The following is a 19389-nucleotide window of genomic DNA, read 5'->3' on the forward strand; positions in this document are numbered from 1 at the left end:
GGTGGCGGGATTCTTATCTTTCTACGCTAGTGGATGCGGTGCCCTGAGCCCCGGACATCCGCGCGTTTCAGGCCCTGTCGGCGGTGGGACCAGCACTCGCGGGCGCTGTCTTCCTCGCCGCACGCGGGCGCTTCTGGCAGAACGGGCAGAAGTGTGAGCCCCGGTTCATGAACGAGACGCGTTCGATGGGGGTGCCGCAGCGGCCGCACGGTTTGCCCGCCTGGCCGTAGGCGTTGAGGCTGTGCGAGAAGTAACCGGATGCCCCGTTGACGTTGACGTATTGCGCGTCGAAGCTCGTGCCGCCCTCGGCCAGAGCCTTCTGCAACACCGTGCGCACCTCGTCGAGCAGCACGGCGGCCTGGCGACGCGTGAGGGCCGCGGCCTGCCGTTCGAAGTGCAGACGTGCCGCCCACAGCGACTCGTCGGCATAGATGTTGCCGATGCCCGACACCACGGTCTGATCAAGCAGCACGCGCTTGATGCCCACCTTCTTGCGCGAGAGCGCTTCGTAGAAGGCGAGCTCGTCGAAGTGCGGGTCGAGCGGGTCGCGCGCGATGTGCGCCACCTGCGACGGGATGAGCGCGGCGGGCGGCACCTCGCCGGCGAAACCCGAGGGGAAACCGTCGCGCGTGGGAACGAGGGTGTCGATGGCGAGCGAGCCGAAGATGCGTTGGTCGACGAAGTTGACGCGCAGATCGCCGTGCTCCGGATGCTCGAGCGACAGCCCGATGCGCGTGCGCTCGTCGAGCGTGCCTGGCTCGCGGAGGAGCATCTGGCCGCTCATGCCGAGGTGGCCGACGAGCGCGCGGGGGCGTTCATCCTCGCCGGTCTCGAGGGGGAACCAGAGGAACTTGCCTCGACGCACGGCGGCAGTGACCCGGCGACCGCGGAGAAGTTCGACGAAGGCTCCAGAGGCGCGGTCGTGGCGGCGCAGGGAGCGTTCGTCGTAGATGTCGATGTCGACGATGCGCGCGCCCACGATGGCGGGTTGCAGCCCGGCGCGAACGACCTCGACCTCGGGGAGCTCAGGCACGGGAAGCGTCTCGTGACACTGCCGACACTCTCGACGCTGAGGTCACCGTCGCTTCCGGAGAAGACACAGACATCGGAAACGGCGTAGACACCGGAAGTACCGAACGCACCGACGTGGACGTCAGCCCGGCCGGGGTGTGCGTCACCGCGTGCGCTCGGGCTTGACGAAGCCCGTGAGCTGCGACCAGGCGTGGAGGGCGGCGGCCATCTCGGCGTGCTTCTTGGACGAGCCCGTTCCCTCGCCGCGCGCGACCCGGCCGACGGTGACGACCGCCGTGAAACGGCGATCGTGGTCGGGGCCCTGGCTCGTGACGTCGTAGTGCGGCGCCGGCTGATTCTGGCGGGCGGCCGCCTCTTGCAGGCTGGTCTTCGGGTCCATCGCGGCGCCGAAGCGCTCGCTGTCGGCGAGGAGCGGCCCGACGAGGCGGAGGACCAGGTCGGTTGCGACATCCGGACCGCAACCCAGGTAGACCGCACCGATGATGGCCTCGACCGTGTCGGCGAGGATCGACGGTTTGCGCGCGCCGCCGGTGAGGATCTCGCCGCGGCCGAGCAGGATGTGCGGACCGAGTTCGATGCGCTCGGCCACCTCGGCGAGGGCGATCGTGGAGACCACGCTGGCGCGGCGCTTGGCGAGCTCACCCTCGGACAACTCGGGGTTGTCGCGGTAGAGCTTGACGGTGACGGCCTGACCGAGGATGGAGTCGCCGAGGAATTCGAGGCGCTCATTGTGAGGCGTGCCGCCGTGCTCGTAGGCGTAGGACCGGTGGGTCAGGGCCAACGACAACAGCTCGGGGTCGAGGTCGACTCCGAGCGTGTCACGAAGAACGGACCGGTCGACCTGCTCTCCCTGTGCGGGGGAAACAGCGTCGACCGATCCGGCAATTCTGCGTTCGGCGTTGTTCAATTCGCGGCGCGGCGTGCTCTCGACAGGGGTGCTCTCGACAGATGCCACGGGTGAACCGATACCGAATAAACCGAGCGTCTGTTTAGACGTCGGCGACCTTGCGGCCCTTGTATTCGAGGAACAGCGCGGTGCCCGCGGAGTCTTCGACAACCTTGGCGCGGTGCGGCAGGCTGTAGGTGACCTTGCCGTTTTCGACCGTCTTCACCAGGGTGGGGACTTCGGCCTTCCACTGCGAACGGCGGGCGTGGGTGTTGGCGCGCGACTTTTTCCGCTTCGGGACAGCCATGGTTATCTCTCTTCTGTATCGGCAGCGTCGACGTCTCTCGAGCTGATGTCTGGGGTGAAACTCGCGAGCGCAGCCCAGCGAGGGTCAACGGGTTCGTGAGAGTCTTCGTCGGGTTGTTCGGCCAGCGGCTCGCCGGTTTCTAAGTCGAGACCGGGGCAGTCAGGCCGGCAAACCGGCTGAAACGGCAGTGACAAAACCACTGCGTCTCTGATGAGAGGTTCAAGATCCACGTGGTCATCGTGAACCTCATACTCAGATGCTTCCTCGTTAGGATACGCGAAAAGCTCCTGGAATTCGACTTCGACAGGCTGAACGATATCTTTCAGGCATCGACCGCATACTCCCGTGGCCCGGGTTTCGAGTTCTCCGGTGACCAGGATGCCCTCGTGCACCGACTCGAAACGGACGCGCTGGTAGAGCGGCTCGCCCTTCGGAACGGACACGAGGCCCTCGCCGAGCTTCTCGGGCGACGGGATCTCGTAATCGTGCTCGCGCATCTCGCCCGGATGCCGGACGATGTCCCGAAGGTTCACCGTAAATGGCGTCTTCTTCACATAACTCACCCCGCGAGTCTACCCGCCGTGTGCTGAGACGATGCGCCGTTTCACCCAGGGCGGACGCGGTGGGGCGCGCGTCAGCGCGCGTCGGCGGGGGTCTGCTCGCGGCGAGCCGATGGGGTGAGCACTGAAGCCGGCAGGGCGGCGGCGAGGATGCGGCGACCGGTCGGGCGAGAGCGTGCGAGGGCATCAAGAACCGTCGTGGTCGCCTGCTCGAGGCTGACACCCTCTGGCGGGCCGGCCGCGCGGTCACCGGCGAAACGGAGCCGCTCGACGGCCTCGAGGAGTTGGGTCAGGCGCGCGGACTCGAGCGGCGCGAACGGCACCTCGGTGGACAAGGACTCGGCGATCTGTCGGGGTGTCGCGGCGTCGGAAACCGAGAGGCCGAGATCGCGGGCGGTTTCGGAGATCTCGAGCCACGCGACATCCGCCGACGCCGCTCCGGAACGCAGACGGCCGAGGCGGCGCCGGCGGCGCAGGGCTCGAACCGTGCCAGGGACGGCGGCGAGGACGAGCAGAAGGAGGGCGAGCAACGGGGCCGTGGCGGGAGGGGTCGTGTCGTCGGCGCTCTCGGCGACGGAAGTGTCGGAGGGGGCTGTGGCCGACGGCGTGGGCGTGGACTGCTGGCCGTTCTGCTGTTGAGGGTCGACGGGAGCCGCCGAAGACGTTGACGACGTCGACTCGGGAATGGCGTAGTCGGGCACCTCGCCGCGGCTCGGCGTGGGCTCGAAGGGAACCCAGCCGACACCCTCGAAGTAGAGTTCGGGCCACGAGTGCAGATCGTCTGACGAGACCGAATACGAGATCTCGTCGCCCGACGCTCCCGAGCGCGTTCCCGGAAGGTAACCGAGCGAGACGCGCGCCGGGATGCCCTCGAGGCGCGCCATGATGGCCATGGCCGACGCGTAGTGCACGCAATAACCCGACTTCTTCTCGAGGAACTGCGCGATGACGTCGAACCCGTCGCCGTCGTAGCCCTCGTCGACGGGTGCCGATTCGGAGTAGAGGAAGTCGCCAGAGCGGAAGAACTGCTGCAGGTCGACGGCGCGCTCATAGGCCGTGGTGTCGCCCTCGGTGGCCTGGTTTGCGGCATCCTGGATCGTTCCCGGCACATCGTCGGGCAGGTCGAGGAAGCGTGAGACATCCTCAGGAAAGCCCGCGGATGCCTCGGCCAACTGCTCGGGCGTCGGCTCGATGTTCTGGCTGGTCGCCGTGTAGGTCTGGTCGCGCGTGCTCGAGATGCGGCTCGAGAGCGTGAGGCCCTCGACATCCCACATCCAGGTGCCGCGCAGATCGGAGACCTCGGTGCTCGGGAACGGCACGGGAAGCCACGGGCTCTCCATGGTCTCGATCTCGACGCGCGTCGTGGCCTCTGTGGTGGCGATATCGGGGCCGAGACCCGGGATGTCGATCGTCGTGTCGTCGTCGTTCCGCTCGGTGCGGTCGGAGTTCGACGACGACCACGTCGTGCCATCGAACTGGTCGAGCGTGAGGAGGCGGAAGTACTGGCGGTCCTGGCTCGTGGTGCTGTAGCGGAAGGCCTCGCTCGTGCCGGGCTGCCGCAGGTCCTTACCGAGGTCGATGAGCGGGCTCACTCCCCCGCCGATGCGCACACCACCCGACGACGGCACGAGCGAGGCGCCGTTGAAACCGGGCACGTTGAGGGTGGCGATCAGCGCGACGACGATAGCCGCGGCTCCCACGGCCGCCACACTGCCGAAACTGCGGCGGGCCAGGCGGCGCGCACCCGCATCGGCCCACAGCACGAGCACATAGAACACGGCGCACAGGGAGAACGACCACAGGTCGACGTCACCCGTGAAGATGCCGGGCACGATGGCGAGACCGACGACCGGCACGCCCACGACCGCCGGCATGCGGCCCGTGAAGGCGACGACGTCGAAGAGTACGGCGAAGAGCCCGGCGCCCACGACGAGGAGGAACTGGATGCCGATGTCGAGCGTCGCGGGCGTCGCCTGCGAATTGATGGATGCCGCGCCCGCGTTCGCGAGCGACGAGATCGTATCGATGCTGGCGGGTGTGGGGATGACGAACAGGATCGAGTCGCCGGCCGCGAAGAGCACGACGATGCTCGCCAGCCAGATCAGTGCGGCGCCGACCGAGGCCACCCAGCGCGGGGCGCCGAGCAGGCGGATGATCTGGGCGCCCACGAGCACGACGATGCCGACGAGGGCGGGCTCGAACCACCAGTCGATGCCCTCGATGACGGGAGCGAGGCCGCTGATGGCGACCAGGAAGAGCGCCACGAGCGCGAGCGTGAGGGGCCAGAGCGTCGTTGCGCGGACGCGACGGACGAAGCGGGAGTGATCGGACACGGAGCGGTTGGCCGGGCGGGTCGGCGACGAGCCGCGACCGCCACCGCCACCGTTGCCATTGCTGTTGCCGGAGGGCCGTGGCGCCGAAGGGCGCGGCGGTGCCTGCGTACTCATCGCAGAGCCCCCTCACGGTCGGTACCGCCCGCGGCGATCTGACGCCAGGCATCATCGAGCGGGCGCCCGGCGGGCAGGTGGGCGGCGCGCCATCCATTCGTCAGAAGAGAGTCGCGTAGCTCGGTTGCCGAGCGGAATGCTTCTGCGGCGACGATCGCGACGGCGGGATCGGCCGCGCCCTTTACGGCGGCCAGGCGTGTCGAGCTGGCCGTCCCGGTGCCCGTGAGCACGCAGAACACCGGGAGCATGCCGCCGAGGGAACGCAGGTGGCCGTCCACGCCCGACCACACGTCGTCGTCGGACGTCGTGACGACGCGGCGTACATCGGCAAGGTCCATGAGCAAAGTGGGTGCCGCACCGGGGCTGTAGTGGCGCACGCGCGGGGCCAGGCGGTCGCCCTGGCGTTCGAGCGGGGTCGCCGTCTCGATGACCGTCACGGCGAAACCGTCGGCCAAGAGCCGCAACGCGATGGATGCCGCAGCCTCGACCGCGCGCTCGAACTCCGCTTCGGCGGCCGGGCTCGCCGCGCCCGCGCCCATGCCAGACGACGCCGCGCGCGGAGCTACGGTGGTGTCGAGCACCACACACGCCTCGGGGTCACCCTGCTGCTCTTCCTGCCGCACCATCAACTCGCCGCGGCGCGCCGTCTGCCGCCAGTGCACGCGGCGCAGCGGATCGCCCGCACGGTATTCACGCGCGATCAATTCGTCGGCGCGCGGGTTCGAGGGAACGTAGAGCTGGTGTCGTCCGCCCTCGCCCGAAGCTGTCAGCACGCCCGGCTGGTCGAGCACGGTCACGCGCGGCGTCACCGTCAGCGTCGAGACCTCGCCCGCGGGCCGGAGCGCTACAGCCAGGCCCAGTGGATCGCCGTAGCCGAGCCAGAGGGGCCCGATGGGATAGCGCCCGCGTTTCGGGGCCCGCACGCGGTATTCGACCATGCCGCCGAAGCGTCGCGCGTCGGCACCGGCCGACCAGAGGTCGCCGCCCTGCTCGCCGAAGCCCGCGGGAAGTTGCTCGGCCCAGCGGTTGAGTCCGCGCGCCGAGCCCGTGGCCTCGATGACCACGCGAACGGTCGCGAGTTCGCCGACGGCGACGGCCGGCTCGGCGAAACGTCGGCGCACCTGCACACGGGGCCGCACCATCCAGACCAGCACGGCCGAGACGAGCACGAGCGTGAGCAGGAAGAAGCCCACGTAGAGACCCTCGCGGCGGTCGATGAGCGTCGACGCCACCACAAAGGCGAGGGCTACTGCAAGGAATCCCCAGCCGCGCACGGTCGGGCGCACGGCGGCGCCGGAGGAACGTGAGCGTCGGGCCATGTGTTCTACCGCCCGGGAACCGGGACCGGCGTGTTCTCGACGATGCCCGCGAGAATGCCGGCGACGAGCTGGTCGGCATACTGGTGCTGGCCGAGGGCACGGCCCGTCGGCACGACGCGGTGGCCCAGCACGGGCAGCACGAGCGCGTCGATGTCGTCGGGCAGAACGAAGTCGCGGCCCGACACGAGCGCGAGGGCCTTGGCCGCACGCACGAGCTGCAGGGTGGAACGCGGGCTGCCGCCCAGGCGGATGTCGGGGTGCTCGCGCGTGGCCCGCACGATGTGCACGGCGTACTGCTTCACGGCCTCGGCGACGTAGACGTGGTGCACGGTCGCGATCACGCGTCGCAGTCCCGCCGTCGAGAGCACGGGTTCGAGCGCCTGCAGCGGGTTGGCCTCGTTGCGCGAGCTCAGCATGCGCAGCTCGGCGGTTTCGTCGGGGTAGCCCATCGAGATGCGCGCCATGAAGCGGTCGCGCTGGGCCTCGGGCAGCGCGTAGGTGCCCTCCATCTCGATCGGGTTCTGCGTGGCCACGACCGTGAACGGGGTGGGCAGCGGGTAGGTCGAGCCGTCGACCGTGACCTGGCGCTCTTCCATGCATTCGAGCAGCGCGGACTGGGTCTTGGGCGAGGCGCGGTTGATCTCGTCGCCGATGACGATGTTCGCGAAGACGGCACCCGGCTTGAACTCGAAACGGCCGTCGACCTGGTTGTACACCGAGATGCCCGTGACATCGGAGGGCAGCAGGTCGGGCGTGAACTGAATGCGGCTCACGGTCGAGTGCACCGACTTGGCCAGGGCCTTGGCGAGCATGGTCTTGCCGACGCCCGGAACGTCTTCGATCAGGAGATGCCCCTCGGCCAGCAACACGACGAGGGCCGTGCGGATCTCGGCCGATTTGCCGTCGATGACGTGCTCGACGTTGGCCTGCACGCGCGCGACGACCTCGGTGGCCTCCTCGATCGTCATGGCGATATCGGATGTCGCGGACGAGGCCTGCCCGTCGGTGGGCGCGCTGGTGGGATAGGTGGTCATGATTCCTGCAAGAAGTCGGCGACGGGCGCGGGAACGTAGGGTCGGATGTCTCCGCCGAGGGAGGCGACCTGTCGCACGAGCGAGCTGGAGACGTGCGCGTGGGCGGGGTCGGGCAGCAGGAAGATCGTCTCGACGCCGGCCAGGTTGCGGTTCACGATGGCCATGGGCGTCTCGTAGGCGACGTCGACCTGCGAGCGGATGCCCTTGACGAGCACGGTGGCTCCGACATCCGTGGCGTAGTCGACGAGGAGGCCGACGCTCCAGGACGCGACGACGACGTTGGTGATGCCGAGGGCCGCGACCGACTTCTCGAGCAGGGCGACGCGCTGCGCGATGGGCAGCAGGGCGGCCTTGTCGGGGTTGTGGACGACGAGCACGTGGAGCTGGTCGAACAGCCCCGCAGCTCTCTCGATGACGTCGAGATGACCCAGGGTGACAGGGTCGAACGAGCCGGGAACAACGGCGATCCTCTGCATCGCTCCAGCTTACCGGCCGGTCGTTACCTTTCCGTGACGATCAGACAATCGTCAGGGAGGGTGAGGAAGCCTCTCAGTTCTTGGAGAGCGCCGCACGCTCGGCGTCGTCGAGGCGGCGCTCGAGGGCCGAACGCAGGGCGGGATGCTGCGCCAGATCGGGATCGCCCGCGAGGAGTTCACCGGCGTGCACACGGGCGCGCATGATGAGGTCGCCGTCGGAGACGACGCGCAGCAGTTTGAGCGAGGACCGCCCGCCGGATTGGCGGTTGCCCAGCACGTCGCCCTCGCGCCGCAGCTCGAGGTCGATGGTGGCCAGCTCGAAACCGTCGATGGTGGATGCCACGGCTTCCACTCGCTCGCGCGCGGTCGTCTCGACGGGGGCACCCGTGACGAGCAGACACAGGCCCGCGTGCTGGCCACGGCCCACGCGGCCGCGCAACTGGTGCAACTGCGACACCCCGAAGCGGTCGGAGTCGAGGACCACCATGGTGGAGGCGTTGGGCACGTCGACGCCGACCTCGATGACGGTCGTCGCGACCAGGATGTCGGTGTCACCGGCCGCGAAGGACTGCATGATGGCGTCCTTCTCCTCAGACGACATGCGGCCGTGGAGCGCCTGGATGCGAAGCCCGGAGAGGGCGTCGAGCCGTTGCAGCTCGGCGAGCGTGTCGACGACGGTGTGCGGAAGCGCGGGCGCGGGCTCGGCCGGGTCGGATTCCGAGGCCGAGGCAGAGGCAGAGGCGTCATCGGCCGTCGCGGGCAGATTCTCTCCCTCTTCGGCGACGGCGCGGTCGATGGCCGAGCACACGACGAAGGCCTGCCGCCCCTTGGCGACCTCTTCGGAGACGCGCTGCCACACCCGCCCCATCCATCCCGGCCGGTCTGCCGTGGGCACGACGAAGGATTCGATGCCCGCGCGGCCCGCCGGCAACTCGTGGATGGTGCTGACGTCGAGGTCGCCGAAAACGGTCATGGCGACGGTGCGCGGGATGGGCGTGGCTGTGAGGACGAGCACATGCGGGGGCACGTGGCCCTTCTGCCGCAGGGTCTCGCGCTGCTCGACGCCGAAACGGTGCTGCTCGTCAACGACGACGAGGCCCAGGTCGTAGAAGCCGACGGTGTCGGACAGCAGCGCGTGCGTGCCCACGACGATCTTGGCTTGGCCGCTGACGACCCGGAGGAGGGCGCGTTTGCGTTCGGCCGTGGAGAGCTGGCCGGTGAGCAGGGTGGGCACGAGCTCGGCGGCGAGATCGGGGCCCAGCGAGCGCACGATCGAGCGCAGGTGTTGCGCCGCCAGCACCTCGGTGGGAGCGAGCAGCGCCGACTGGCCACCCGAGTCGGCCACGGCCAGCATGGCGCGCAGGGCGACGAGCGTCTTGCCCGAGCCCACCTCACCCTGAACGAGCCGGTTCATGGGCGCGGGGCTGCCCAGGTCGAAGAAGATCTCGGAACCGACGGACTGCTGGTCGCCCGTGAGCGAGAAGGGCAGCGCGTCGTCGAAACGGTCGAGCAGCCCGCCGTCCTTCGGCACGCGGACGGTGGCGATGCGCGCGCGATCGCTCTGGCGCTGCTGCAGCAGCGCCGCCTGCAGAATGAACGCCTCGTGATAGCGCAGCGTGTCGCGCGCGCGCATGAAGTCGGCGTCTTTCTGCGGGCGGTGGATGAGTTCGTAGGCCTCACCGAGCCCGAGGATTTGCTCCTCGGACCGCACCTCGGCGGGCACCGGGTCGTCGAGGGCGGGCAGCTGATCGAGCACCAGCTCGACGGACTTCTGCACCTGCCAGCTCGCGATCGTCGACGTGGCCGGATAGATGGGAATGGGCATCTGCGCCCACTTCTTGGCCGCCTGCGAGTCGGCCGGGCGCGACGCCTCGTCGAACAGCTCGTAATCGGGATGCGCGAGCTGCAGCGCCCCGCGATAGGCCCCGACCTTGCCCGCGAAGATGCCGCGCACACCGGGCGACAGGTCCTTGGCCCGCCACGCCTGATTGAAAAACGTGAGGGTGAGGATGCCTTCGCCGTCGGTGATCTTGACCTCGAGGATGGAGCCACGGCGGGCCCGCATGGGACGCTCGCGCACCTCGATCACCTCGGCCACGATCGTGACCGCATCGCCGATGGGCAGCTGATCGAGCGCCGTCAACTCACCACGGCGGGCATAACGCCTCGGGTAGTGCGCCAGGAGGTCGCCGACCGTGCGCAGGCCGAAGGCCTTCTCGAAAGCCGTGGCCGTGCGCCCACCGAGAATGCCCGACAGCGCGGCATCAAGCGGGGACTCGGTCATGCGTCGAGTCTATTCGGGGCCACCGACATCGGCCGGTCGTCCCGCTATCGTGGAGCGGTGACCCGAATCGTCGCCGGCGCGGCCGGATCCCTCACCCTGCAGGTGCCGAAGCGCGGCACGCGGCCCACGAGCGACCGCGTGCGCGAGGCCATCTTCTCGGCCCTCGACGCGCGCGACCTCGTGCGCGAGGCGCGCGTTCTCGACCTGTACGCCGGGTCCGGGGCACTGGGGCTCGAGGCCGCGAGCCGCGGGGCCGTCCACATCGATCTGGTCGAGCGCGGGGCCGAGGCGGCACAGGTGTGCCGCCGCAACGCGACGGTCGTGCGCAAGGCGCTGGCTGGCGACATCCCGATCGATGTACATGCCAAGTCGGTGCAGGGGTTCTTGGATGGAGCACCGGCGGGAAACTGGGACATCGTGTTCATCGACCCGCCCTATGACGTGGGCGAAGACGAGTTGGCGGCGGTTCTCGCGTCGTTGGCACCGCTCCTGGCGCCGGGGGCGAGTGTCGTGGTCGAGCGCTCCGCTCGGACGCCGCAACCCACGCTGCCCGCGGCCCTCGAAGTCGAGCGCCGCAAAGATTACGGCGAGACCACTCTGTGGTGGGTCGGGCCCGTCGAAGAATAGGTCATTCTGGGCGACTTGCGCTCCGAAGACTGCCTGAGTTGCCTCACCGCGGAACGACTGGCTCGGGCCCCGCGGCGCGACGAAGCTGGCACCTGAGCAACATCGCACCGATATCCAGAGTCAGCCCTGCGCGCCACTCCACGAGCTGTAGGGGTCCCAACCATGCGGGTCGAGGTCGGTGCCGTCGAGGCTCACGCCGTGGCCCGGCACGACGCGGCCGATGACCGTGAAGCCCTCTGGGACGGCATCCTCGGTCGGGAACGCCGCGAGGAGTGAGTGGTCCTCTCCCCCACGCAGCGCGAACCGGCCGTGCGGTTCGAGCGCAGCACCCGAGATGTCGAGCCGCACCCCGGATGCCGCGGCCAGGCGGGATGCGTCGAGGAGCAGGCCGTCCGAAACATCCATCATTGCCGTGGCGCCGGCCTTCGAGGCGATGACGCCGTGGCCGATGGGCGGGTGAGGCGCGGTCTGGGCGCGGATGAGATCGGGGTATTCGGCGCGCAAGCGGGCCGTTGCCTCGACATCAGGATGCCCGTCGGCGTCGACGCCGTGCCGGAACAACAGGTCGAGGCCCTCGGCGGCGCGGCCCATCGAGCCCGCGATCGCGAACACGTCGCCGGCCCGAGCACCCGAGCGCAGGACGGGTTCGCGGCCCTCCAGATCGCCGAAAGCCGTCACCGCGATGGTCAGAGTGGCCGACACGGAGAGGTCTCCGCCGACGACGCCACACCCCGGCGCCATGGCCGCACACCCCTCGCGGATGCCGTCGGCCAGCTGCTCGAGAAATTCGACGGGCAGGTCGGCCGTCGCCGCCAGTGCCACGACCAGGGCCGTCGGACGGGCTCCCATCGCCGCGACATCGGAGAGATTGGATGCCGCAGCCTTCCAGCCGAGCTCGAACGGCGTCGACCAGGCCATCCGAAAATCGGGACCGTGCACCATGAGGTCGGTCGTGACGACGAAGCATCCATCGGGTGCGCGCACCACTGCTGCATCGTCGCCCGGGCCCACGAGCGCGGCGTCGGCCGCGCGAAAACGGGGCAGGATGCGGGCGAGTAGCTCCGACTCTGCTGTGTGTCCGACGAGCTGGGGGTCGGAGCCTGAGGACGACATATCGACAACGGTAGCCTGGAAGCGATGTCTTCCCGAAAACGCCTCCTCCCCCTCGTCAGTGCCCTCGGAGCCGTCGCGCTCGCCCTGGTCGTCACCGGCTGCGCGCCCACCGTGACCGCCACCTCGGCGCCCGACGCCAACAACCCGGCATGCGCCGACGTGACCGTGCGGCTGCCCGACACCGTGGCCGGCAAACCGCAGCGCGACACCGACGCGCAGGCCACAGGCGCATGGGGAACACCGGCGGCCGTCCTGCTGCACTGCGGCGTCGCGGTTCCCGGGCCGACCACCGACACGTGCGTGTCGCTCAACGGCATCGACTGGATCGCCGACGACAGCGACAAGCCCAACTACCGCTACACCACCTACGGCCGCACGCCCGCCATCGAGGTCTTCGTGAACTCGGATGCCGACACGGGCGGCGTCAGCGGCACGACGGCCCTCATCGACCTGGGGCCGGCCGTGTCGACCATCCCCGCGACGAAGGCATGCACGGGCCCCGAAGACGTTCTCGGCGGTGTCGGCTCGGACAACGGCGACCCGACGGCGACGCCGGTCAACCCGGCCGAGCCGTTGACCGAACCTTCGACCCAGCCGTCGACGGACCCCACGACGGAGCCGTCAAACCCGACGCCCGCTCCGTAAAGCCCGGCCGTAACGCCCGATACTGTGCCGCCTCCCGTGCCGCTGGCGCGCGCTGCGACCGCACGCGGCGCGATCAGCCGCGTCGGGCGACCGCGACCTCGATGAGCTCGGTGATGAGCTCGGGGTAGCTGAGCCCCGAGGCCATCCAGCACGTGGGGAACATCGAGATGGGCGTGAACCCGGGCATGGTGTTGATCTCGTTGACCACGAGGTCGTCGCCCGAGAGGAAGAAGTCGACACGCGCCAGGCCCTCGGCGCCGATGGCGTCGAAAGCGCGCACAGCAACGTCCTGCAGGCCCGCGAGCTCGGCGTCGGTCAGCGCGGCCGGGCACACCAACTCGATGCCGGGGGCGTCGAGGTATTTGGCGTCGAAGTCGTAGAAGTCGCGACCCGTGATGATGACCTCGCCGGCCACCGAGGCTCGCGCGTGTTCGCCGGGGCGGCCACCGAGCACGGCGATCTCGACCTCGCGGCCCGGCATACCTGATTCGATGAGCACCTTGTCGTCCTCGTCGAACGCGATACCCATGGCGCGGTGCAGTTCGGCGGCATCACTCACTTTGCTCACGCCGACGCTCGACCCGGCCCGGGCCGGCTTGACGAACACGGGAGCGCCGAGCTCTTCGAGCGCCTGCTCGGCCACCGACGGTTCTGTCGCATAGTCGAGGGCCGTGATGGTGCGCCACGGGGCCACCTGGATGCCGGCCTGCTGCAGAACCGTCTTGGTGAAATGCTTATCCATCCCGAGGCTCGACGCGAGCACACCCGACCCGACATACGGGATATCGGTGAGCTCGAGCATGCCCTGGATGGTGCCGTCCTCGCCGTAGGGACCGTGCAGGATCGGGAACACCAGGTCGATATCGCCCAGCACGTCGACGGTGCCGTCTTCGCGCACGACGCGCAGTGTGCGCGAGCGCGTGCTGTCGGGCCACTGCACGCGCGTGCCGTTGTCGAGCACCTCGGGCAGCTTCGCGGCGTTGAGTGCGAACCGCGCCGGGTCGTCGACCTCGAGCACGAAGGCGCCGTCACGCGTGATGCCAACGGGGATCACGTCATAACGCGTGCGGTCAATTGCCGCCAGAACCCCGCCCGCCGTGGCGCAGCTGATGGAGTGCTCGCTGGAACGGCCGCCAAAGAGAACTGCCACCGTCGGCTTGGGGTTCATCGTTCGTCCTTTCGCCCTGAGGTTCATCAGAGTCGGTGGTGAGGTGGGGGGCGATGTCTTTCGGGTTGAGAGTACCGTTCAGCACCTGTTCGACCTGTTGGACGATCGGCATGTCGACGCCGATGGTTCGCGCGAGTTCGAGAATGGGGGCCACGGATGCCAGGCCCTCCGCCGTCTGCTGCATCTGCTTCACGACGGCGTTGAAGCTGTAGCCCTGGCCGAGCAGCCGGCCCGCCGTGTTGTTGCGGGACAGCGGGGACTGGCAGGTGGCGATGAGGTCGCCGAGCCCCGCGAGACCCGACAGCGTTTCGGCTTTTGCCCCGTGGGCGACCGCGAAGTCGGTCATCTCGACCAGGCCGCGCGTGATGATCGACGCCTTGGTGTTCTCGCCGTAGCCGACGCCGTCGACGATGCCGATGGCGACGGCGATGAGGTTCTTGAGCACGCCGCCGAACTCGGTGCCGATGACATCCGTGTTGACGAATGTGCGGAAGTAGCGGTTGCGCGCGAGCAGGGCCACGGCTTGGGCGGTCTCGAGGTTCGACGACGAGATGACGGCCGCGGTGGGCTGTTCCTTCGCGATCTCGAGGGCCAGGTTGGGCCCAGAGGCCACGGCGATGCGGGAGGGATCGATGCCGAGACCCTCTTCGAGCACCTGGCTCATGCGCAGGCCCGTGCCCTTTTCGACGCCCTTCATGAGCGAGACGACGATGGTGTCGGGGCCGATGAGCGGCTTGAGAGCGACCAGGTTGTCGCGCAGCGTCTGGCTCGGCACCGAGACGTAGATCTGCGCGGCACCGCGCACGGCGGCGGCGAGATCGCTTTCGGCGGTCAGGTTCTCGGGCAGCGTGACGCCCGGCAGGTAATCGCTGTTGCGGTGGCGCAGGCGGATGTCGTCGGCCAGCTCGGGGCGGCGCGCCCACATCGTGACACTGGTGCCGCCGTCGGCGAGGATCTTGCCGAAGGTCGTGCCCCAGCTGCCAGCACCGATCACGGCGACGCGTGTCGCGCCGGCGGGTTTACGACTCAAAGCGGCCCGTCTCCTTCTGGTTGTGCTTGGACGGGTCCCAGCGTTCGGCCGGTGCCTTCTCGCCGCGCAGCTGCTCGAGCAGCTTCGTGATGTCATCCATCACCGCGGAGGTCGCCTCGGTGAGCGTTGCCGAGTCGAGCGGGCGGCCGGCGAAGGCCGACAGGTCGACGGGTTCGCCGAGCAGCAGGTCGATGCGCTTTGGCGGGAAGAAGTTGATCTTCTTCGAGTAGCGCGCCATGACCTTCTGCGTGCCCCAGTGCGCGATCGGGTAGACCGGGATGTCGTGGGTCAGCGCAATGCGCACCGCGCCCGTCTTGCCGCGCATGGGCCACATGTCGGGGTCGCGCGTGAGCGAACCCTCGGGGTAGACGATGACGCCCTGGCCGGCCTTGACGAGCTGCGCCGCGGCAGACACGGGGTCGTTGCCGCGCGTCGAGCCTTCGCGTTCGACCGGGATCTGCCCCGCCTTCTTCAGCGTCCAGCCGAGGAGCTTGTTCTTGAACAGCCCCGCCTTGGCCATGAAGCGCGGCGCGCGGCCGATCTTCCACACCGCGAGGGCGACCACAATGGGGTCGATCTCGCTGTAGTGGTTGGGCGCGAGAATGAAGGGCCCGGTGCGCGGAAGCATCTCGGGGTTGCGGATCTTGAGCCGCATCATCGACCACGACACCGGCACCACGATCGCCGCGAGGGGCCACAGGAAGGACGGTTTCGCCTTCTCGGGGCCCGCTCGCAGTCGGCCGGGTCGAGGGTTCAGCTCGGACTTCTGGTCAGGCATGGGTTCAGCCTTCGAGAACGAAGTCGGCTCCCAGCTGTTCCAGCTTGGTGATGAACTTCTCGTAGCCGCGGCTGATGATGCCGACGTTCGAGACGGTGGAGGAGCCTTCGGCGCTCAGGGCCGCGATCAGGTGCGAGAAACCGCCGCGCAGGTCGGGCACCACGATGTCGGCACCGTGCAGCTTCGACGGGCCGGAGATGACGGCCGAGTGGTTGAAGTTGCGCTGACCGAAGCGGCACGCCTGGCCGCCCAGGCATTCCTTGTGGATCTGGATGGTGGCACCCATGTCGACCAGGGCGTCGACGAAGCCGAAACGCTGTTCATACACGGTCTCGTGCACGATCGAGACGCCCTCGGCCTTGGTCAGGGCGACCACGAGGGGCTGCTGCCAGTCGGTCATGAAGCCGGGGTGCACATCGGTCTCGATGACCACGGGGCGCAGCGGCGTGCCGGGGTGGTAGAAGCGGATGCCGTCGTCGTGGATCTCGAACTTGCCACCGACCTTGCGGAACACGTTGAGGAACGTGAGCATCTCGGCCTGACGCGCGCCGCCGACGAAGATGTCACCGTCGGTGGCGAGGGCGGCAGCGGCCCAGCTGGCCGTCTCGTTGCGGTCGAAGAGAGCGCGGTGCGTGTAGCCCTCGAGGCGGTCGACGCCCTCGATGCGGATGACGCGGTCGGTGTCGACCGAGATGATCGCACCCATCTTCTGCAAGATGTTGATGAGGTCCATGATCTCGGGCTCGATGGCGGCGCCACGCAGCTCGGTGATACCCGCCGCGCGCACGGCCGTGAGCAGAACCTGCTCGGTGGCGCCGACGCTCGGGTAGGGCAGCTCGACCTTGGTGCCCGACAGGCCGTTGGGGGCCGTCATGCGGATGCCGCTCGGCAGCTTCTCGACCACGGCACCGAACTGGCGCAGAACCTCGAGGTGGTAGTCGATGGGGCGGTCGCCGATGCGGCAACCACCGAGGTCGGGGATGAAGGCCTCGCCCAGGCGGTGCAGCAGGGGGCCGCAGAAGAGGATGGGGATGCGGCTGGAGCCCGCGTGCGCATCGATATCGGCCATGTGAGCCGACTCGACGGCCGACGGGTCGAGCAGCAGCGTGCCCTCTTCGTCGCCCGGCGTGACCTTGACGCCGTGCACCTCGAGCAGGCCGCGCACGACCCGCACATCGCTGATGTCGGGAACGTCGCGCAGCACGCTGGGCGTCTCGCCGAGAAGGGCGGCGACCATGGCCTTGGTCACCAGGTTCTTGGCACCCTTCACCTCGATCCGTCCGCGAAGAGGCCGCCCACCACGAATGGTGATGCGGTCACCCTTGAGGCCGACGCTCGCGCCGGCTCGGGAGGAATCTTGAAGAAGAGTAGTCATTTTCACCTGTATTACTTCGTTATCTGGCGGGAAGAGTCTTCGGGCGCCAGGGTGCTCGGGTTTCTTCGAATGCGGTGATCTGTGCTTCGTTGCGCAACGTCAGTCCGATGTCGTCGAGACCTTCGAGCAGCCGCCACCTAGTGTAATCATCGATGTCGAAGGAGACTGTGAGGTCGCCCGCCGACACGGTCTGTGCAACCAGATCGACCGTGAAGCTTATTCCCGGCTGTGCGTCGATGACCGCCCACAGCTTTTCGATGTCTTCCTCGGCCACCTCGGCAGCCAAGAGGCCCTGTTTGCCCGAGTTGCCGCGGAAGATGTCGGCGAAACGGGGGCTCAGCACGACCTTGAAACCGAAGTCGCGGAGCGCCCAGACGGCGTGTTCGCGCGACGAGCCGGTGCCGAAATCGGGTCCCGCTACCAGAATGCTCGCGCCCTGGAAAGGGGCCTGGTTGAGGATGAACTCGGAGTCTTGCCGCCATCCCGCGAACAGCGCGTCTTCGAAGCCCGTCTTGGTGACGCGCTTGAGGTAGACGGCGGGGATGATCTGGTCGGTGTCGACGTTGGAACGCTTCAGCGGGGCCGCGATGCCCTCGACGGTGATGAATTTCTCCATGATCAGTTCTCCAGGTCGCTCGGGCTCGACAGGGTTCCGCGGATGGCGGTGGCCGCGGCCACGAGCGGCGACACCAGGTGCGTGCGCCCGCCCTTACCCTGGCGGCCCTCGAAGTTGCGGTTGCTCGTGGAGGCGCAGCGCTCGCCCGGGGCCAGCTGGTCGGGATTCATGCCGAGGCACATCGAGCAGCCGGCGAAACGCCAGTCGGCACCGAAGTCCTTGAAGATCTGGTCGAGACCCTCGGCCTCGGCTTCGAGGCGCACGCGGGCCGAACCCGGCACGACCATCATGCGCACGTTGTCGGCCTTCTTCTTGCCCTTGATGATCTGGGCGGCGGCGCGCAGGTCGTCGATGCGGCTATTGGTGCAGGAGCCCAGGAACACGGTGTCGACAGGGATCTGCTTCATGGGCGTGCCCGCGGCGAGGTCCATGTATTCGAGCGCCCGCTCGGCGGCGGCGCGCTCGTTGGGGTCGGAGATCTGCGACGGGTCTGGCACGTTCTGCGAGAGCGAGACGCCCTGACCGGGGTTGGTGCCCCATGTGACGAAGGGTTCGAGCTCGTCGGCGTCGAGGAACACCTCGGCATCGAACTGGGCGCCCTCGTCGGTCGGCAGCGTGCGCCAGTATTCGACGGCGGCATCCCAGTCGGCACCCTCCGGCGCGTGCGGGCGGCCCTTCAGGTAGGCGAACGTGGTCTCGTCGGGTGCGACCATGCCCGCGCGGGCTCCGGCTTCGATCGACATGTTGCAGATCGTCATGCGGCCCTCCATCGAGAGCGCGCGGATGGCGGAGCCACGGTATTCGAGCACGTAACCCTGGCCACCGCCCGTGCCGATCTTGGCGATGACGGCCAGGATGATGTCCTTGGCCGTGACACCCTCGCGGAGCGTTCCCTCGACGTTGATGGCCATGGTCTTGAACTCCTTGAGCGGCAGCGTCTGCGTTGCCATGACGTGCTCGACCTCGCTCGTGCCGATGCCGAACGCCATGGCGCCGAAGGCTCCGTGCGTGGAGGTGTGCGAGTCGCCGCAGACGACCGTGATGCCGGGCATGGTCAGGCCGAGCTGGGGGCCGACGACGTGCACGATGCCCTGCTCGATATCGCCCAGCGAGTGCAGGCGGATGCCGAATTCTTCGGCGTTGTTGCGCAGCGTCTGAATCTGGGTGCGGCTCGTCAGGTCGGCGATGGGCTTGTCGATCGCGACGGTCGGCGTGTTGTGGTCCTCCGTGGCGATCGTGAGATCGGGCCGACGCACGGGGCGCCCGGCGAGGCGCAGGCCGTCGAAGGCCTGCGGGCTCGTGACCTCGTGCACGAGGTGCAGGTCGATGTAGATGAGGTCGGGCGTGCCGTCCTCGCCTTTGACGACGAGGTGGTCGGCCCAGACCTTCTCGGCGAGCGTGCGGGGCCCACCGTTGTCGGCGGCGACAGCTGCGGCCGAGGCGTGCGCGTCGGCGACGACGGCATGCTCGGGCTGGCTCGTCTGATCGGGCTGACTCATCTGGTCGGGCTGACTCTGTCGATCGGGCTGCCCGGCGAGGTTCGCGGCGCCCGTCGTGGAATTAGCGCTCGCAACCGGCGTGCCGGATGCTGACGTGTTCGATGCTTGCTGCATTGACGTTTTCCTTCGAGAAAGGGGGTGGTCAGGCACCGGCAAACTCCGCGTCGAGGGATGCCTGGAACTAGGCCTCGTC

At 68.5% G+C, this 19389-nt stretch carries 18 protein-coding genes; 2 read left to right on the plus strand and 16 right to left on the minus strand.

Features of this window, described 5'->3' with window-relative positions; translation table 11 throughout:
* Window positions 1-67: 67 nt before the first annotated feature.
* The 9 genes from mutM to ALI44B_RS04195 all read right to left on the minus strand — a co-directional run bounded on the left by mutM (window position 68) and on the right by ALI44B_RS04195 (window position 10345).
* Complete coding sequence (mutM, locus tag ALI44B_RS04155; protein ID WP_077053431.1) at window positions 68-1033, minus strand: bifunctional DNA-formamidopyrimidine glycosylase/DNA-(apurinic or apyrimidinic site) lyase; 966 nt, start codon at window positions 1031-1033, stop codon at window positions 68-70.
* A 141-nt stretch (window positions 1034-1174) separates the two neighbouring features.
* Window positions 1175-1918: a ribonuclease III gene (gene rnc, locus ALI44B_RS04160; RefSeq protein WP_077053970.1), complete on the minus strand. Its 744-nt coding sequence runs from the start codon at window positions 1916-1918 to the stop codon at window positions 1175-1177.
* A gap of 103 nt (window positions 1919-2021) precedes the next feature.
* A complete protein-coding gene (rpmF, locus tag ALI44B_RS04165) occupies window positions 2022-2225 on the minus strand; it encodes a 50S ribosomal protein L32 (RefSeq protein WP_077053432.1) in 204 nt (67 codons plus the stop codon).
* A gap of 2 nt (window positions 2226-2227) precedes the next feature.
* Window positions 2228-2722, minus strand: coding sequence for a YceD family protein (locus tag ALI44B_RS04170; RefSeq protein ID WP_077053971.1), 495 nt, complete (start codon window positions 2720-2722; stop codon window positions 2228-2230).
* A gap of 137 nt (window positions 2723-2859) precedes the next feature.
* Entirely contained in the window at window positions 2860-5232 is a 2373-nt protein-coding gene (locus tag ALI44B_RS04175) for a transglutaminase TgpA family protein (RefSeq protein WP_083709512.1), read from the minus strand.
* Entirely contained in the window at window positions 5229-6551 is a 1323-nt protein-coding gene (locus tag ALI44B_RS04180) for a DUF58 domain-containing protein (RefSeq protein ID WP_083709514.1), read from the minus strand. The genes ALI44B_RS04175 and ALI44B_RS04180 overlap by 4 nt, the downstream gene beginning before the upstream one ends.
* Before the next feature lie 5 nt (window positions 6552-6556).
* Window positions 6557-7585, minus strand: coding sequence for an AAA family ATPase (locus tag ALI44B_RS04185; protein ID WP_077053435.1), 1029 nt, complete (start codon window positions 7583-7585; stop codon window positions 6557-6559).
* Window positions 7582-8061 carry a pantetheine-phosphate adenylyltransferase gene (coaD, locus tag ALI44B_RS04190; protein ID WP_077053436.1) on the minus strand — a complete coding sequence of 160 codons (480 nt, stop codon included), beginning with the start codon at window positions 8059-8061 and terminating at the stop codon, window positions 7582-7584. Before coaD ends, ALI44B_RS04185 begins: the two co-directional genes overlap by 4 nt.
* Window positions 8062-8134: 73 nt before the next feature.
* On the minus strand, window positions 8135-10345 hold the full coding sequence (locus ALI44B_RS04195; protein WP_077053437.1) for an ATP-dependent DNA helicase RecG: 2211 nt from the start codon (window positions 10343-10345) through the stop codon (window positions 8135-8137).
* 57 nt (window positions 10346-10402) lie between these two features.
* Between ALI44B_RS04195 and ALI44B_RS04200 the strand changes: the two genes are divergently transcribed.
* Window positions 10403-10972, plus strand: a complete 570-nt coding sequence (locus ALI44B_RS04200; RefSeq protein ID WP_077053438.1) for an RsmD family RNA methyltransferase — start codon at window positions 10403-10405, stop codon at window positions 10970-10972.
* Between the two features lie 120 nt (window positions 10973-11092).
* Here ALI44B_RS04200 and thiL read toward each other — a convergent pair whose 3' ends face one another.
* Window positions 11093-12085, minus strand: coding sequence for a thiamine-phosphate kinase (thiL, locus tag ALI44B_RS04205; RefSeq protein WP_077053439.1), 993 nt, complete (start codon window positions 12083-12085; stop codon window positions 11093-11095).
* Between the two features lie 24 nt (window positions 12086-12109).
* Here thiL and ALI44B_RS04210 point away from each other — a divergent pair, with 24 nt between their 5' ends.
* Window positions 12110-12730 carry a DUF3515 family protein gene (locus ALI44B_RS04210; protein ID WP_077053440.1) on the plus strand — a complete coding sequence of 207 codons (621 nt, stop codon included), beginning with the start codon at window positions 12110-12112 and terminating at the stop codon, window positions 12728-12730.
* Window positions 12731-12803: 73 nt separating this feature from the next.
* On the opposite strand, the gene ALI44B_RS04215 is transcribed toward ALI44B_RS04210, so the two are convergent.
* Genes ALI44B_RS04215 through leuC form a run of 6 tightly spaced genes read right to left on the minus strand, consistent with a single transcriptional unit; the run spans window position 12804 to window position 19310 of the window.
* Window positions 12804-13898: a D-alanine--D-alanine ligase family protein gene (locus ALI44B_RS04215; protein ID WP_077053441.1), complete on the minus strand. Its 1095-nt coding sequence runs from the start codon at window positions 13896-13898 to the stop codon at window positions 12804-12806.
* The gene (locus tag ALI44B_RS04220; protein ID WP_496507427.1) at window positions 13801-14892 is read right to left on the minus strand and encodes an NAD(P)H-dependent glycerol-3-phosphate dehydrogenase; all 1092 of its coding nucleotides are present in this window, start codon (window positions 14890-14892) and stop codon (window positions 13801-13803) included. Before ALI44B_RS04220 ends, ALI44B_RS04215 begins: the two co-directional genes overlap by 98 nt.
* Before the next feature lie 25 nt (window positions 14893-14917).
* A complete protein-coding gene (locus ALI44B_RS04225; protein WP_077053443.1) occupies window positions 14918-15706 on the minus strand; it encodes a lysophospholipid acyltransferase family protein in 789 nt (262 codons plus the stop codon).
* 4 nt (window positions 15707-15710) lie between these two features.
* Window positions 15711-17081: a UDP-N-acetylglucosamine 1-carboxyvinyltransferase gene (murA, locus tag ALI44B_RS04230; RefSeq protein ID WP_077053444.1), complete on the minus strand. Its 1371-nt coding sequence runs from the start codon at window positions 17079-17081 to the stop codon at window positions 15711-15713.
* A gap of 19 nt (window positions 17082-17100) precedes the next feature.
* The gene (leuD, locus tag ALI44B_RS04235) at window positions 17101-17697 is read right to left on the minus strand and encodes a 3-isopropylmalate dehydratase small subunit (RefSeq protein WP_077053445.1); all 597 of its coding nucleotides are present in this window, start codon (window positions 17695-17697) and stop codon (window positions 17101-17103) included.
* Window positions 17698-17699: 2 nt separating this feature from the next.
* Window positions 17700-19310 carry a 3-isopropylmalate dehydratase large subunit gene (leuC, locus tag ALI44B_RS04240; protein ID WP_238592051.1) on the minus strand — a complete coding sequence of 537 codons (1611 nt, stop codon included), beginning with the start codon at window positions 19308-19310 and terminating at the stop codon, window positions 17700-17702.
* Window positions 19311-19389: the final 79 nt, after the last annotated feature.

It is taken from the genome of Leifsonia sp. ALI-44-B (assembly GCF_001984125.1).
Classification (GTDB): Bacteria; Actinomycetota; Actinomycetes; order Actinomycetales; family Microbacteriaceae; genus Okibacterium.